Genomic DNA, 13344 nt, shown 5'->3' on the forward strand with positions numbered 1-13344 from the left:
ACCATGGCAACGCTTACGCCCGAACAGGCCGTCGAGCAGGCCCGAGCGGCGGCCGAGGCCGCCCGACGCTCGGCCGAGGCGGCCCAGACTATTGCCGACCAGGTCGCCGACGCGGCAGGAGCCGCCGCCGCCGCCGTCACCCACGGAGCCGTCGATCCGACGGTGTTCCGCCTTGCCATCTTCGTGCTGGCGATCTTCGTCGGCTATTACGTGGTCTGGCAGGTCACGCCGGCGCTGCACACGCCGCTCATGTCGGTCACCAACGCCATCTCGTCGGTGATCGTGGTCGGCGCGCTGCTGGCGGTGGGCGTCGACGTGGCGCCCGGCCTCGGCGAAGGCCCGATCTGGGCCCGGGTGCTCGGCTTCATCGGCCTCGTCCTGGCGGCCATCAATATCTTCGGCGGCTTCCTGGTGACCCAGCGCATGCTCGCCATGTACCGCAAGAAGGGGTGAGGCGATGTCGGTCAATCTAGCCTCGATCCTCTATCTCGTCTCGGGCGTCCTGTTCATCCTGGCCCTCCGGGGCCTGTCGCACCCCACCACCTCCCGGCAGGGCAATCTCTACGGCATGGTGGGCATGGGGATCGCCATCCTCACCACCCTGTTCGTGTCCCCGCCGAACGGCTTCGGCGGCTGGGCGCTGGTGATCCTCGGTCTCGCCATCGGCGGCGGCATCGGTGCCGTCATCGCCAAGCGGGTGCCGATGACGGCGATGCCGCAGCTCGTGGCCGCCTTCCACTCGCTGGTCGGTCTCGCGGCGGTGCTGGTAGCTGCAGGCGCCCTCTACGCGCCGCAGGCCTCCGGCATCGGCTCGGTCGGCACCATCCACGGCGGTTCGCTGTTCGAAATGGCGCTCGGCGTCGCCATCGGCGCCGTCACCTTCACCGGCTCCGTGATCGCGTTCCTGAAACTTGACGGGCGCATGTCTGGCAAGCCGATCCTGCTGCCGAGCCGTCACCTGATCAATATCGGCCTCGGCCTCCTGCTGCTGCTTCTGCTCGTCACCTTCATCCGCACCGAGAGCCATGCAGCCTTCTGGCTCATCGTGCTGGTCTCCTTCGTGCTGGGCGTGACGCTCATCATCCCCATCGGCGGTGCGGACATGCCGGTGGTGGTGTCGATGCTCAACTCCTATTCCGGTTGGGCGGCGGCGGGCATCGGCTTCACGCTCGGCAACCTCGCGCTCATCATCACCGGCGCGCTGGTCGGCTCCTCGGGCGCGATCCTGTCCTACATCATGTGCAAGGGCATGAACCGGTCCTTCATCTCCGTGATTCTTGGCGGCTTCGGCGGCGAGACGGCGGTTGCCGCCGGCGGTGCGGTCGAGACCCGGCCCGTGAGGCAGGGCTCGGCCGATGATGCCGCCTTCATCATGAAGAACGCTTCCAAGGTCATCATCGTGCCGGGCTACGGCATGGCGGTCGCCCAGGCGCAGCATGCGCTGCGCGAGATGGGGGACGAGCTGAAGGCCGAAGGCGTCGAGGTCAAGTACGCCATCCATCCGGTGGCTGGCCGCATGCCAGGCCACATGAACGTGCTGCTCGCGGAGGCCAATGTGCCTTACGACGAGGTGTTCGAGCTCGAGGACATCAACGGCGAGTTCGCGCAGGCCGACGTCGCCTTCGTCATCGGCGCCAACGACGTGACGAATCCGGCGGCGAAGACCGATCCGTCCTCGCCGATCTTCGGCATGCCGATCCTCGACGTGGAGCGCGCCAAGACCGTGCTGTTCATCAAGCGCGGGATGGGTTCCGGCTATGCGGGCGTCGAGAACGAGCTGTTCTTCCGCGACAACACCATGATGCTCTTCGGCGATGCCAAGAAGGTGGTCGACGAGATTTTGAAGAATCTCTGATCCGAGGATCAGTAAGCGATGCGATGCCCGGCCAGTGCCGGGCATTTTTTGGATCAACATCTCCACTGCCATTCGGGGGCGGCTCGTTAGAGCCGGGCCCGGAATGACAGTGGCAGGACGCCCACGATGACGAAGCCGGCAAAATCTGCTTTAACGCGAGCCCCGATGCGCTTTGCCCGGACCCTGTCATGTCGCCGATTACTCTTCGCACCGCCCTTCCTACCAACCGGGATACCGTCATTGAGCTGATCCACCAGCTCAACGTCTTCGAGGCCGATCTGATCGGCGACCGACGGCGCGATTATGGTGCGGCGACTGAGTATTACGACGAGCTGATGCAGCGCCTGTCCCGGCGCAACGGCCGCATCATTCTTGCGGAGGCAGACGGGATCGCTGTCGGCGCCATGGGCTTTTCGCTCGATCAGGATGCGGCCTATGTGGCCGACGGGTTTCGCAATCATGGCACGGTGACGGATCTGATCGTCCACAACGACTGGCGTGGTCGGGGCATCGGCCAGATGCTCCTGAAGGAGGCCGAGCGTTTGACCAAGGAGGCCGGCCTGAAGCGCCTCTTTATCGGCGTTCTCGTCGCCAATGAACGGGCTGAGCGCACCTACCGCGCCTTCGGCTTTGAGCCTTACGTCTCGATCCTGTCGAAGGAACTGTGAGGGGCCGGATAAGCCTCGCCCCATGTCATGAGCATCGTCAGTTTCGGCCAGCGAGCCGACCAATGCTTGCTCAGAACTCGTTCGCGATAGACTGCCATCTTTCGTTCGAAGGCCGGTGCCGGCCGTACGATCAGGTTCAGAAGATCCCTCACCCCATGGGGAGCCATCACGTCGATCTTCCCGCGGAGTGATCGCGCCGCGATTGCGGTGGCGGTTTCCGCCCAGTGAGCGACGGCCTCGAACGTGTCGCGATACGGCGCATCACCATTGCGACGATGCATGCGCGCCTGGTTCTTGACCGACCAGATCACGCCGGGAGCGGTTTCGCGGAGTCGGTCTTCAAGGTCGCTTTCCCGCTCCCTTCGAGTGTCGCTCGCATCGAAGAAGATCACGTCCACGTCGTTGAGACGGGACACATCGATTTCCCGTTCGTGCAGCACGTTCCAGACGGTATTGCGGATGAAACCGGCCCCAATCCAGCAATCGGGAAGCCCAAGGCTCTCCACATGCAGAAGAAGCGCATACAGGTCCGCATGCGCTTCCAGAAGTCTTTCGATATCGGCGATGGTCCGCAGGGGAGGGGCGGGGTTCATGCCCCTTCCTCCAACCGCTCTTACGAGCGGAACAGGCCTGCGACGCCGCCCTGGAGCCTGGAGCTGCCCTGGCGGGCGACGCTGTTGCCGTTGTCGAGGGCCAGAGCGCGGGAATAGCTTTCGAGGGCTTGGCTCCGGTCGCCCTTGCGCTCGAGGGCCACGCCACGCCACGCCCAGGAATCGGCATCCTTGTTGTTGACGTTCAGCGCCGCGTTGAAATCCTCGATGGCCTTGTCGAACTGGTTTGTCGCCACGAAGCTCTGGCCGCGGGCGGCGTAGGGAGCGCCGACGAAGGGGTTGCGGTCGATGGTGGCGTCGAAGTCGAGGATCGCCTGCGGATGCATCCCTTGGCGCTGATAGAGCAAGCCGCGCGAGTGAAGCGCCTCGGCCGATTCGGGCAGGAGGCGGGTCGCCATGTTCAAGTCGCTGAGGGCTTCCTGGTACTGGTTCTGGGCGCGATAGAGATTGGCGCGGCCGATATAGGCCGGACCGTAATTCGGATCCGCCTGGATCGAGCGGGTGAAGTCGGCGAGCGCCTGGTCGTTGCGGTTCGTCTGCCGCAGCGCCAGTGCGCGGTTGGTATAGGCCGGCGCATAGTTCGGATCGAGCTGCACCGCCTTGGTGAAGTCGGAGATCGCGCTGCTGTAGTTCCCCACGCGGGCATAGGCCGCGCCGCGGGTGTTATAGGCGCTCGGATCGTTCGGGTTGCGCTGGATCACGTCCGACAAGGAAGAGATGTTGACCGTGCTCGTGCCCTGCGTGTCTTCTTCCACAACGGCGATGCGCTGGGCGGGGCCACCACCGGTGGTGCTGCAGGCGGCGAGGCCGAGGGCAACGAGGGTCAGGCTCAAGGGGGCCAAATGGCGAATCGATGGGGCGAACACCTTCGTCTCCAGCTTATTTACTCACGGATACCAGGGAGCGGCACTCTGGCGGGAAATCCTTAACAGCCGTGAAACAAGGCATCAAAAAGGCGCCGATGCAAGTGATATTGCAACTAAGTTTCGTCACTGGGTGGAGGAAGCTGGCCCCAGACATGCAAACAGCGCCCCGCTTGCGCGACGGGCGCTGGTTCACAACCGATAGGCTAGCCTTTTCAGGCCTGCTCAGAAGAGCTTAGCGGGTCGGACGGGGCTTCGAAGGCAGCAGGCCTTCGCGCTGCATGCGCTTGCGGATCAGCTTGCGGGCGCGGCGAACGGCCTCAGCCTTCTCGCGGGCCTTCTTCTCGGACGGCTTCTCGTAGTGGCCACGAAGCTTCATTTCGCGGAAGATGCCTTCACGCTGCATCTTCTTCTTGAGAGCGCGGAGCGCCTGATCGACGTTGTTATCCCGGACAAGAACCTGCACGCGAATTCCTCGTATTTGAACCGTTTCGATTGTGATAAAAAACAACGAGGCGCGCCATGCGCACCTCTATCTGGGCGGCGTCGATATCAGAAGAAGCCTGGCCTGTCCAGGGTTGCTTCTCAAGAAAAGCGTCGGTCCAGGGAGACAACGGCTCCGGTTTTAAAAGGTTCAGCTCGCCTCCGGGAAAACACGCGTGACGTGCCCCATCTTACGGCCTGCCCGGGCTTCCGTCTTGCCGTAGAGGTGCAGGTGCGCGCCCTGCTCGGCCAGGATCTCCTCCCAGGCATCGGCATCGTGCCCGATCAGGTTCTTCATCTCGACCCGGCCGAGACGAGCGGTATCGCCCAAGGGCCAGCCGCAGACCGCCCTCACATGCTGCTCAAATTGCGAGGTCGTGGCGCCGCCGAGCGTCCAATGGCCGGAATTATGTACCCGAGGGGCGATCTCGTTGACCACGAGACGCTCGGTGCCGTCCTCGGTGACCAGAAACAGCTCGACCGCGACCACGCCCACGTAATCCAAAGCCTCGGCGATGGAGCGGGCGATCCGGAAGGCCTGCTCCTCCGTCTGGGAGGAAACGCCGGCTGGAACCCGGGTGGTGTCCAGGATGTGATGGCGGTGCTCGTTGGCGCACAGATCATAGGCCGCGAACGCTCCCGCGGCGGTGCGGGCGGCGACCACCGAGACCTCCCGCTCGAAGGGCACGAAGCCCTCGAGGATGGAGGCGGCGCGTCCGATCTCCTCCCAGGTCGCGACGGGATCGGTCTCGGGCGTGATCTTCACCTGCCCCTTGCCGTCATAACCGAAGCGGCGGGTCTTGAGCACGGCGGGCCTGCCGATGCGTTCGAGCGCCTCAGCCAGTTCGGCCTCGGTGGAAACGGGCGCGAAGGGCGCGACCGCAATGCCCAGGCCCGCGATGAAGCTCTTTTCGAGGAAGCGGTCCTGCGACACAGCCAGCGCCTGCGCATTAGGAGCCAGCAGCGCATGGGCGCTCAAGGTGGCGGCCGTCTCGCTCGGCACGTTCTCGAACTCGTAGGTCACCACATCCACGGCCTTGGCGAAACGCACCAGGTTCGCTTCGTCCTCGTAAGCAGCAATGGTATATTCGGTCGCCACTTCGAAGGCCGGGCTGTTTTCCTCCGGCGCGTAGATATGCGTCCTCAGGCCCAGCTGCGCCGCCGCCATGGCGATCATGCGGCCCAGCTGTCCGCCGCCGAGGATACCGAGGGTGCAGCCGGGACGGATCATGAGGTTCTCTAGCTTTCGTTGGAGGGGCGCTCGGCCACGCTCTCGCTCTGGCGCTGGCGCCATGCGTCGAGGCGATCGCTCAAGGCAGGATCGTGCAGGGCCAGCACGGCGGCCGCGAGCAGGGCCGCATTCACCGCGCCTGGACGACCGATGGCAAGCGTGCCCACCGGAATGCCGGCTGGCATCTGGACGATGGAGAGCAGGCTGTCCTGGCCCGACAGTGCCTTGGATTCCACCGGTACGCCGAAAACGGGCAGGGGAGTCATGGCGGCGGTCATGCCGGGCAGGTGGGCGGCCCCGCCGGCACCGGCGATGATGACCTGAAAGCCTTCCGCCTTGGCGCCCTTGGCGAAGGCCACCAGCCGGTCCGGAGTGCGGTGGGCCGAGACGATGCGGGAGTCATAGGCAACGCCCAGCGCGTCGAGCGTCTCGGCGGCATGACGCATGGTGGTCCAGTCGGACTGGCTGCCCATGATGATGGCAATAGGGGGACGCGCCATGGCGTGGCTCCGGCTTCAAGGCCTTAACTGTCCAGCGGGAATAACGAAGCTGTCCTAAGCAGGCAAGGCCGTTCCCGAAAAGGCCAAGCTTTCTCAGGCAATAATGTCGGGGGTCAGCTGATCTTCGAGCCGGATGATCTGGTCCTTGAGAAAAAGCTTACGCTTCTTCAGGCGCTGGACCTGCAACTGGTCCCCGGCGACCATGCTTTCCAGGGCATCGATGGCCATGTCGAGATCACGGTGTTCCTGCTTGAGACGGGCCAATTCCGTTTCCAGTTCAGCCAATTCGTTCATTGAAAATACCTAAGATGCCAAGCTGCCTTCGGCCGCCGGGCCAAGAGGGGCGGAAGTATGCTCTTAGGCCCTGTGGAGAGCAAGATCGCTCAAGCATCTTCTACTCTCGATTCTTTGAATTTGGCCTTCGACTCGCCACACTCTGTCTGCCACAATCGGCCGGTCAGTAGATCGAATAGGAGGAACTGACATGCCGCTGCAGAATCACCTGACGGAACTGGAACGGAAGCATCGGGCTCTCGAGCGCGAAATCCAGGATACCCTCAATAGACCGTCGGCAGATGACATGAGGCTGGCAGAACTCAAGCGAAGGAAGCTTCAACTCAAGGACGAGATCACACGGCTGAGAAGCTCCGAAACGGCGGTGCACTAGCCGCTCGGCTCGTCGACATTCCCCACCTGAAGAAGCCGTCGCTTCATCCAAGGAGCGGCGGCTTTTTCGTGGACGTTTCAGAAAAGCGCAGTCGCGCCGTCATAGATGAGCTTGGCGCCGACGAGGACCAGCAGGATATAGACCGCCGTATAGAATCTCTGGCCCGAGACGCGCCGCACGAGCAGGACGCCGGCCCAGGTGGAGGCGATCGCCACCGGGAACAGGGCACCCGCCGTCGCCATGTTCTCGGAGGTCATCTGGCCGAGCGCCAGATAGGGCGGAACCTTGATCCAGTTGATGAGTGCGAAGAGCACGGCGCCCGTGCCGACGAAGATATCCCGCGGCAGCCGCTGGGGCATGACATAGATCTGGAAGGGCGGGCCGCCGGCATGGGCGACCATGCTGGTGAAGCCGGTCACCCAGCCCCAGAAAATGCCGCGCGGCACATCGGCTGGCGCAGGCTTCGGCTGCCGCCCGCCGCGTTCCACCACCATGCGGCGAAGGGCAAAGGCTACGGAAATGATCCCGACTGCCAGCTTGACGGCCGCATCGGAGACCTGAGCCGCGAGGAGATAGCCCGTCACGATACCGGAGATGGCTCCCAGGAGCAGGATGACCACGTTGCGGCGGTCCCAGGCATGCCGGTAGGCCCAGACCGACACCACGTCCTGGACGATCAGGATCGGCAGGGTGATGGCGGCCGCCTGCACGGGCGACACCACCAGCGCCATCATGGGCAGCGAGAGCATGCCGAGCCCCGAGAAGCCGCCCTTGGCAAGCCCCAGAAGGATCACGGCGGGAATGGCGACGGCATAGAAGACAGGATCGGTAATCACGAAAACACTCGCCGAAAGTCGACTCGCCGAAAGTCGCCCCTGACCACGGCTTGGTGGCCTGCTACCACAGCAAGCGCTTGAAGTCTCATGCAGAGAACGCAACGGGGAACACCATGCCATCCGCTCAGAGCCGCTATCATGAGGTCTATGCCGGCTGGCAATCCGATCCTGTGCGCTTTTGGGAAGAGGCGGCGCGGGAGATCGACTGGATCAAGCCTGCCGAGAAGGTGTTCGATCCGCAGGCCGGCATCTACGGTCGCTGGTTCGTCGGCGCGGAATGCAACACCTGCTACAACGTCGTCGACCGGCACGTCGCCACGCGCGGCGATCAGGCGGCGATCATCTACGACAGCCCCGTCACGAACACGAAACGCAGCATCACCTATGCGGAACTGCAGGACGAGGTGGCGACGCTCGCCGCCGTGCTCCAGGACATGGGCGTCGCCAAGGGGGACCGCGTCGTCATCTACATGCCGATGATCCCGGAGACGAGTTTTGCGATGCTGGCCTGCGCCCGGATCGGGGCAATCCATTCCGTGGTCTTCGGCGGCTTCGCGGCGAAGGAACTGGCGACGCGCATCGACGATGCCAAACCGAAGATCATCCTCTCCGCCTCCTGCGGCATCGAAGGCGCCCGCGTCATTCCCTACAAGCCGCTTCTGGACGAGGCGATTGCACTCTCCTCATCCAAGCCGGAAGCCTGCCTCGTCTTCCAGCGGCCGCAACTTGCTTGCGCTCTTAACGAAGGCTGCGACCGGGATTGGACGAGCGCGGTCGAGGCAGCGAGAGCCGAGGGTCGCAAGGCCGAATGCGTGCCGGTTGCGGCGACCGATCCGCTCTACGTGCTCTACACGTCGGGCACCACCGGCATCCCCAAGGGCGTGGTGCGCGACAATGGCGGCCACATGGTCGCGCTCAAATGGTCCATGGGCCATTTCTTCGGCGTAAAGCCGGGCGAGGTGTTCTGGGCCGCGTCCGACGTGGGCTGGGTGGTCGGCCATTCCTACATCGTCTACGGGCCGCTGCTTCACGGCTGCACCGCCATTCTCTACGAGGGCAAGCCGGTGGGGACGCCGGACGCCGGTGCCTATTGGCGGGTGATTTCGGACCACGGGGTGGTGACCCTCTTCACCGCGCCGACCGCCTTCCGCGCCATCAAGAAGGAGGATCCGAAGGCGGAACTCCTGAAGAAATACGATCTCTCGTCATTCCGCGCCCTGTTCCTGGCGGGCGAGAGGGCCGACCCCGATACGGTCAAATGGGCCGAGGACATTCTGCAGGTGCCCGTCATCGACCATTGGTGGCAGACGGAGACCGGCTGGCCCGTGGCCGGCAACCCGCTCGGGCTCGGAGCCCTGCCGGTGAAGCACGGGTCGCCCACGGTGCCGATGCCGGGTTATACCCTCGACGTGCTGGACGAGGGCGGCAGATCGGTCGGGCCCAACACCATGGGCGCCATCGTCATCAAGCTGCCTCTGCCGCCCGGCGCCCTGCCGACCCTGTGGCAGGCAGACCAGCGGTTCAGGCAATCCTATCTCTCGGTCTATCCCGGCTATTACAACACGTCGGATGCGGGCTATCTCGACGAGGACGGCTATATCTGGGTCATGGGCCGCACCGACGACATCATCAACGTCGCGGGCCATCGTCTCTCGACGGGGGGCATGGAGGAGGTGCTGGCCTCCCATCCGGCGGTGGCGGAATGCGCCGTGATCGGTGTGAAGGATGCGCTCAAAGGCGAGGTGCCGTGCGGGTTCGTGGTGCTCAAATCCGGCATCGACCGGTTGCCGGAGGAGATCGAGGCGGAACTCGTGGGCCTGGTGCGCGAGAAGATCGGGCCCGTCGCCGCCTTCAAGCTGGCGATCACCGTCGCTCGCCTGCCCAAGACCCGCTCGGGCAAGATCCTGCGCGGGACCATGAAGAAGATCGCCGATGGCGATGCATGGTCGACGCCCGCAACCATCGACGATCCCATGATCCTGACCGAGATCGGGGACGCGCTGAAGGCGAGGGGGCTTGCCGGTTGAAAAGGTTCACGGATGACAAAGCCGACCGGGGATGAGCAGGCGCTCTTCGAAGCTTTGCTGACGCAGGCCCTCGGAGACGATGAAAAGGCATTGGTCCATCAGGCTGCCAAGGATCTGCACAACGCGGCTCGGCTTGACGCCGTCGGAGCGAAGATACGCTTTGAGCGGAGCCGTGACAAACCATCAAAGCCGCGCCGGCGGCAGCCCAGGCGCCAAGGGCAGGCGGACGGGACCAAATAAAAAGGCCCGGATCGCTCCGGGCCTTTCGCGTAAACCTTATTCCTCGTCTTCGTCGTCGCGCTTGAGCTGCTTGAGCTTGGCGAAGACCGAGTTGACGTCGATGTGCTCTTCCGGGGCCGGCTTCGGACGGCTCATGTCCGCGAAGGGATCGACCCGCTCGGGAGCCGTGGAGATTTCCGCCGGCATCAGGGTGCCGCCCTGCTCCTGGGGCTCGACCTGCGGACGGTCCTTGGCGGCACGCTGCACCTCGAAATCGAGATCGATCTGCGAGCACAGGCCCAGCGTCACAGGGTCCATCGGCGAAAGGCTCGCCGAGTTCCAGTGGGTGCGCTCGCGGACCTGCTGGATCGTGGTCTTGGTGGTGCCCACCAGACGCATGATCTGCGCGTCCTTCAACTCGGGATGGTTGCGCACGAGCCAGAGGATCGCGTTCGGGCGGTCGTGACGGCGGGACACCGGGGTGTAGCGCGGTCCCTTCTTGACCCGCTTCTGCTCCGGCAGCTTCACCCGCGACTCGGCGAGCCGGAGGCGATGGTTCGGATCCTTCTGGGCCTTCTCGATCTCGTCACGGGTCAGCTGGCCCGTGGTGATGGGATCCGAGCCCTTGATGCCGGCCGCGACTTCGCCATCGGCAATGCCCTTCACCTCGAGCGGGTGCAGCTTGCAGAAATCGGCGATCTGGTCGAACGACAGCGATGTATTTTCGACGAGCCAAACGGCTGTCGCCTTCGGCATCAACGGTCCCTGGGACATGGATGTGAACCTCCTTCAGGCCGGGCGCCGGATGTCGGCGCCGCACGGCAAAACTCTCTCGCGCTCCGAACCGGTCCGGACCGGAGCATCTCGTCTCACGATGTGAGGGAAACGAGATGATTATAGGGATCGTGCCGGGATGTTGCAAATTTTAAAGGCGCAGCACAATCTTGCCGATATGCACGCCTCCGTCCATGCGGGCATGGGCCCTGGCCACATCCTCAATGGCAAAGGTTGAGTCCATCACCGGCCTGCACCGGCCCTGCGCCAAAAGCGGCCAGACCTTGTCCTCGAGCGCCTCTGCAATGCCGGCCTTTTCTGCCGGCGAGCGAGGGCGCAGGGTCGAACCCGTATGGGTGAGCCGCTTGACCATCAGGCGGCGGAAGTCGACCTCGGCTTTAGGGCTCTGAAGGAAGGCAATCTGCACGATCCGCCCATCCTGCGCCGCAGCCTCGTAATTGCGGGGGATGTAGTCGCCGCCGACCATGTCGAGGATCACGTCCGCGCCCCGGCCGCCTGTCGCCTCCTTGGTGGCCGTCACGAAGTCCCGATCCCGGTAATTGACCGCGACATCGGCGCCGAGCCGCAGGCAGGCGTCGCATTTTTCCTGCGATCCCGCGGTCGCGATGACCGTGGCGCCGAAGGCCTTGGCGAGCTGAATCGCCGTAGTGCCGATGCCGGAGGTCCCGCCATGCACGAGGAGGGTCTCACCCGGTTGCAGGCGTCCCCGATCGAACACGTTGGTCCAGACGGTGAAATAAGTTTCCGGGACGGCGCCTGCTTCCTCGAAGGACAGGCTGGCGGGAATTGGAAGGGCGTTGCTCTCATGGACGACGGCGTAATCCGCATAGCCTCCGCCGGGCACCAGGGCCATGATCGGGGTGCCGACGGCAAACCGAGCGGCGTTAGGGCCGGTGGCCGCCACCTCGCCTGCGATCTCGAGCCCGAGGATATCCGGCGCTCCGGGAGGAGGGGGATAGCCGCCCTGCCGCTGGATCACGTCCGGGCGGTTCACGCCTGCCGCCTTCACCTTGACCAGGATCTCGCCCTCCCTGGGCTTGGGAACCGGGCGCTGGATCACCTTGAGAACCTCCGGCCCGCCGCTCCCTTCGGCGATGACGGCGCGCATCATGTCCGGAATCTGCCCCATTTTTCCCTCCTTTGGTCAACAAGCTCACGGGATATAGGCCCCGTTGGCAAGGAATACATGCCGGACTACGTTGATGACCAACCGTTGAAGAGGAGAATGCCATGGCCCTCGATCCCTTCGCCGATGAACCGCGCCAGATCATGAGCGGGCACGAGATCGGTCAGGATCTCTCGATGCTCTCCATCGACGAACTCGACGAGCGCGTCGAGATGCTGGAGCAGGAGATCGCGCGCATTAGGGAGGCGAGGGCCCGAAAGGAAAATTCCCGCGCCGCCGCGAGCGCCTTCTTCAAGCTCGGCCAGGGTTGAGGCGACTGTAACGAAGAAACGTCCTTAACGGTGCATTAACCATTCCCGGATAGGAGTGAAGGCATCCAGGTCTCTCCCTGGATGCCGAGTGGCTTCATAGCCCACTCTGTTCGACGCTTCCCTGTTAGACTTGAAGAGCCGCCTCGAGCGGCTCTATTTTTATGGGCTTTCGGAGCATCGACCCAAAAGTTCACTCCGCTTTCGGAGGCGATCCGGTCGTCATCTTCTGAGCTGGCGCATCGGTGAGCGCAGAAAATCGGTGCGATTTTTCGCTGACGCGGACCTTAGGTTCCGCACGATTCCCCGGCTTAACCTTAAGAAGAGGTTACCGAGGCAAGCCCGGCCAGTCCGTCCTATAATCAGCCCATGAATTGCAGAACCTACGCCCTTCGAGGCGGGGGATAGGCTTTTGGGAGATGTGCGTGAACGAACCCGACGTGATCCAGCTCGACGTCGATCCTGTCCGATTCGGGCAGAGCTTCGTGGGTTCCGAGGCCTTCAGGTCCCTCTTCCAGGAGGGCATGGAGCTCATCGAGGAAACGGCCGCCTATCTCGACGGGCCGGGCCGTGAGGAATCCCGCAACCTGCCGCGCCAGGCAAGCCTCGTCTATGCCAGCGAGAGCATGCGGCTCACCACCCGCCTGATGCAGGTCGCCTCCTGGCTGCTGCTGCAGCGGGCCGTGGCGGAAGGGGAGATCTCGTCCGATCAGGCCCAGACCGAGAAGAACCGCGTCCGCCTGAACGCGCACGACACCGCCACGACCATGGCCGAATACGAGGCGCTGCCCGTCCGCCTGCGGGAGCTGATAGGCCTCGCGACAAGACTCCACGCCCGGATCCTCCATCTCGAGCGCCTCATCTCGGAGGGGGAATCGGCCCCCCGGCTCTCGGCCCCCAACCCGGTCGCCACCCAGCTCGGCATGCTGCAGCGGGCTTTCGGGGTGACGGAGTAACGGTCATCCCTTGGCATCCCCTGCTTCTGAGAGGCTGGGGCATCCGCCTCTGACCTCCTCAGCACGAGGGCTTGGGGATGTGTCAGTTTCGGGCCTGCCTCTCAGGACCAAGTCGGCGCTGGAGACAAGTCGGCGCTGGAGAATTGAGCAACAAAAAAGCCCCGCCGAAGCGGGGCTTTTTGCATTCTGGTCTGAAACA

The 13344-nt window shown here is 64.0% G+C and carries 16 protein-coding genes; 7 read left to right on the plus strand and 9 right to left on the minus strand.

Features of this window, described 5'->3' with window-relative positions; genetic code table 11:
* Window positions 1-3: 3 nt before the first annotated feature.
* The 3 genes from ACD578_RS25300 to ACD578_RS25310 all read left to right on the plus strand — a co-directional run bounded on the left by ACD578_RS25300 (window position 4) and on the right by ACD578_RS25310 (window position 2523).
* Window positions 4-453 (plus strand): proton-translocating transhydrogenase family protein, encoded by a 450-nt coding sequence (locus tag ACD578_RS25300; protein ID WP_404289559.1) that lies wholly within the window; start codon window positions 4-6, stop codon window positions 451-453.
* Window positions 454-457: 4 nt separating this feature from the next.
* Window positions 458-1855: an NAD(P)(+) transhydrogenase (Re/Si-specific) subunit beta gene (locus ACD578_RS25305; protein WP_404289561.1), complete on the plus strand. Its 1398-nt coding sequence runs from the start codon at window positions 458-460 to the stop codon at window positions 1853-1855.
* 188 nt (window positions 1856-2043) lie between these two features.
* Window positions 2044-2523 (plus strand): GNAT family N-acetyltransferase, encoded by a 480-nt coding sequence (locus ACD578_RS25310; protein WP_404289563.1) that lies wholly within the window; start codon window positions 2044-2046, stop codon window positions 2521-2523.
* On the opposite strand, the gene ACD578_RS25315 is transcribed toward ACD578_RS25310, so the two are convergent.
* From ACD578_RS25315 to ACD578_RS25340, 6 genes are all read right to left on the minus strand, one after another.
* Window positions 2493-3116: a nucleotidyltransferase family protein gene (locus ACD578_RS25315; protein ID WP_404289565.1), complete on the minus strand. Its 624-nt coding sequence runs from the start codon at window positions 3114-3116 to the stop codon at window positions 2493-2495. The two genes, ACD578_RS25310 and ACD578_RS25315, sit on opposite strands and share 31 nt — an antisense overlap.
* A 20-nt stretch (window positions 3117-3136) precedes the next feature.
* Window positions 3137-4000 (minus strand): tetratricopeptide repeat protein, encoded by an 864-nt coding sequence (locus ACD578_RS25320; protein ID WP_162003549.1) that lies wholly within the window; start codon window positions 3998-4000, stop codon window positions 3137-3139.
* A 232-nt stretch (window positions 4001-4232) separates the two neighbouring features.
* The gene (gene rpsU / locus ACD578_RS25325) at window positions 4233-4463 is read right to left on the minus strand and encodes a 30S ribosomal protein S21 (protein WP_009763401.1); all 231 of its coding nucleotides are present in this window, start codon (window positions 4461-4463) and stop codon (window positions 4233-4235) included.
* 168 nt (window positions 4464-4631) lie between these two features.
* Window positions 4632-5711, minus strand: coding sequence for a 5-(carboxyamino)imidazole ribonucleotide synthase (locus tag ACD578_RS25330; RefSeq protein WP_404289568.1), 1080 nt, complete (start codon window positions 5709-5711; stop codon window positions 4632-4634).
* Between the two features lie 8 nt (window positions 5712-5719).
* Window positions 5720-6211: a 5-(carboxyamino)imidazole ribonucleotide mutase gene (gene purE, locus ACD578_RS25335; protein WP_404289570.1), complete on the minus strand. Its 492-nt coding sequence runs from the start codon at window positions 6209-6211 to the stop codon at window positions 5720-5722.
* A 93-nt stretch (window positions 6212-6304) separates the two neighbouring features.
* Entirely contained in the window at window positions 6305-6505 is a 201-nt protein-coding gene (locus ACD578_RS25340) for a YdcH family protein (RefSeq protein ID WP_152711589.1), read from the minus strand.
* A gap of 190 nt (window positions 6506-6695) precedes the next feature.
* Here ACD578_RS25340 and ACD578_RS25345 point away from each other — a divergent pair, with 190 nt between their 5' ends.
* Window positions 6696-6878 carry a YdcH family protein gene (locus ACD578_RS25345; protein ID WP_152711588.1) on the plus strand — a complete coding sequence of 61 codons (183 nt, stop codon included), beginning with the start codon at window positions 6696-6698 and terminating at the stop codon, window positions 6876-6878.
* A 77-nt stretch (window positions 6879-6955) separates the two neighbouring features.
* Here ACD578_RS25345 and ACD578_RS25350 read toward each other — a convergent pair whose 3' ends face one another.
* Window positions 6956-7714, minus strand: a complete 759-nt coding sequence (locus tag ACD578_RS25350; RefSeq protein ID WP_404289573.1) for a sulfite exporter TauE/SafE family protein — start codon at window positions 7712-7714, stop codon at window positions 6956-6958.
* A 113-nt stretch (window positions 7715-7827) separates the two neighbouring features.
* Between ACD578_RS25350 and ACD578_RS25355 the strand changes: the two genes are divergently transcribed.
* Window positions 7828-9741: a propionyl-CoA synthetase gene (locus ACD578_RS25355; protein ID WP_404289574.1), complete on the plus strand. Its 1914-nt coding sequence runs from the start codon at window positions 7828-7830 to the stop codon at window positions 9739-9741.
* 276 nt (window positions 9742-10017) lie between these two features.
* Here ACD578_RS25355 and ACD578_RS25360 read toward each other — a convergent pair whose 3' ends face one another.
* On the minus strand, window positions 10018-10734 hold the full coding sequence (locus ACD578_RS25360; protein WP_152711586.1) for a DUF1013 domain-containing protein: 717 nt from the start codon (window positions 10732-10734) through the stop codon (window positions 10018-10020).
* Window positions 10735-10885: 151 nt separating this feature from the next.
* Window positions 10886-11884: an NAD(P)H-quinone oxidoreductase gene (locus ACD578_RS25365; RefSeq protein WP_404289576.1), complete on the minus strand. Its 999-nt coding sequence runs from the start codon at window positions 11882-11884 to the stop codon at window positions 10886-10888.
* A 101-nt stretch (window positions 11885-11985) separates the two neighbouring features.
* Here ACD578_RS25365 and ACD578_RS25370 point away from each other — a divergent pair, with 101 nt between their 5' ends.
* Both ACD578_RS25370 and ACD578_RS25375 read left to right on the plus strand, forming a co-directional pair.
* Window positions 11986-12192 carry a DUF1192 domain-containing protein gene (locus ACD578_RS25370; protein WP_404289578.1) on the plus strand — a complete coding sequence of 69 codons (207 nt, stop codon included), beginning with the start codon at window positions 11986-11988 and terminating at the stop codon, window positions 12190-12192.
* A 416-nt stretch (window positions 12193-12608) separates the two neighbouring features.
* The gene (locus ACD578_RS25375; protein WP_404289580.1) at window positions 12609-13145 is read left to right on the plus strand and encodes a DUF1465 family protein; all 537 of its coding nucleotides are present in this window, start codon (window positions 12609-12611) and stop codon (window positions 13143-13145) included.
* Window positions 13146-13344 lie beyond the last annotated feature (199 nt).

This window comes from Microvirga sp. RSM25 (assembly GCF_044784385.1).
GTDB classification, from domain to species: Bacteria; Pseudomonadota; Alphaproteobacteria; order Rhizobiales; family Beijerinckiaceae; genus Microvirga; species Microvirga tunisiensis.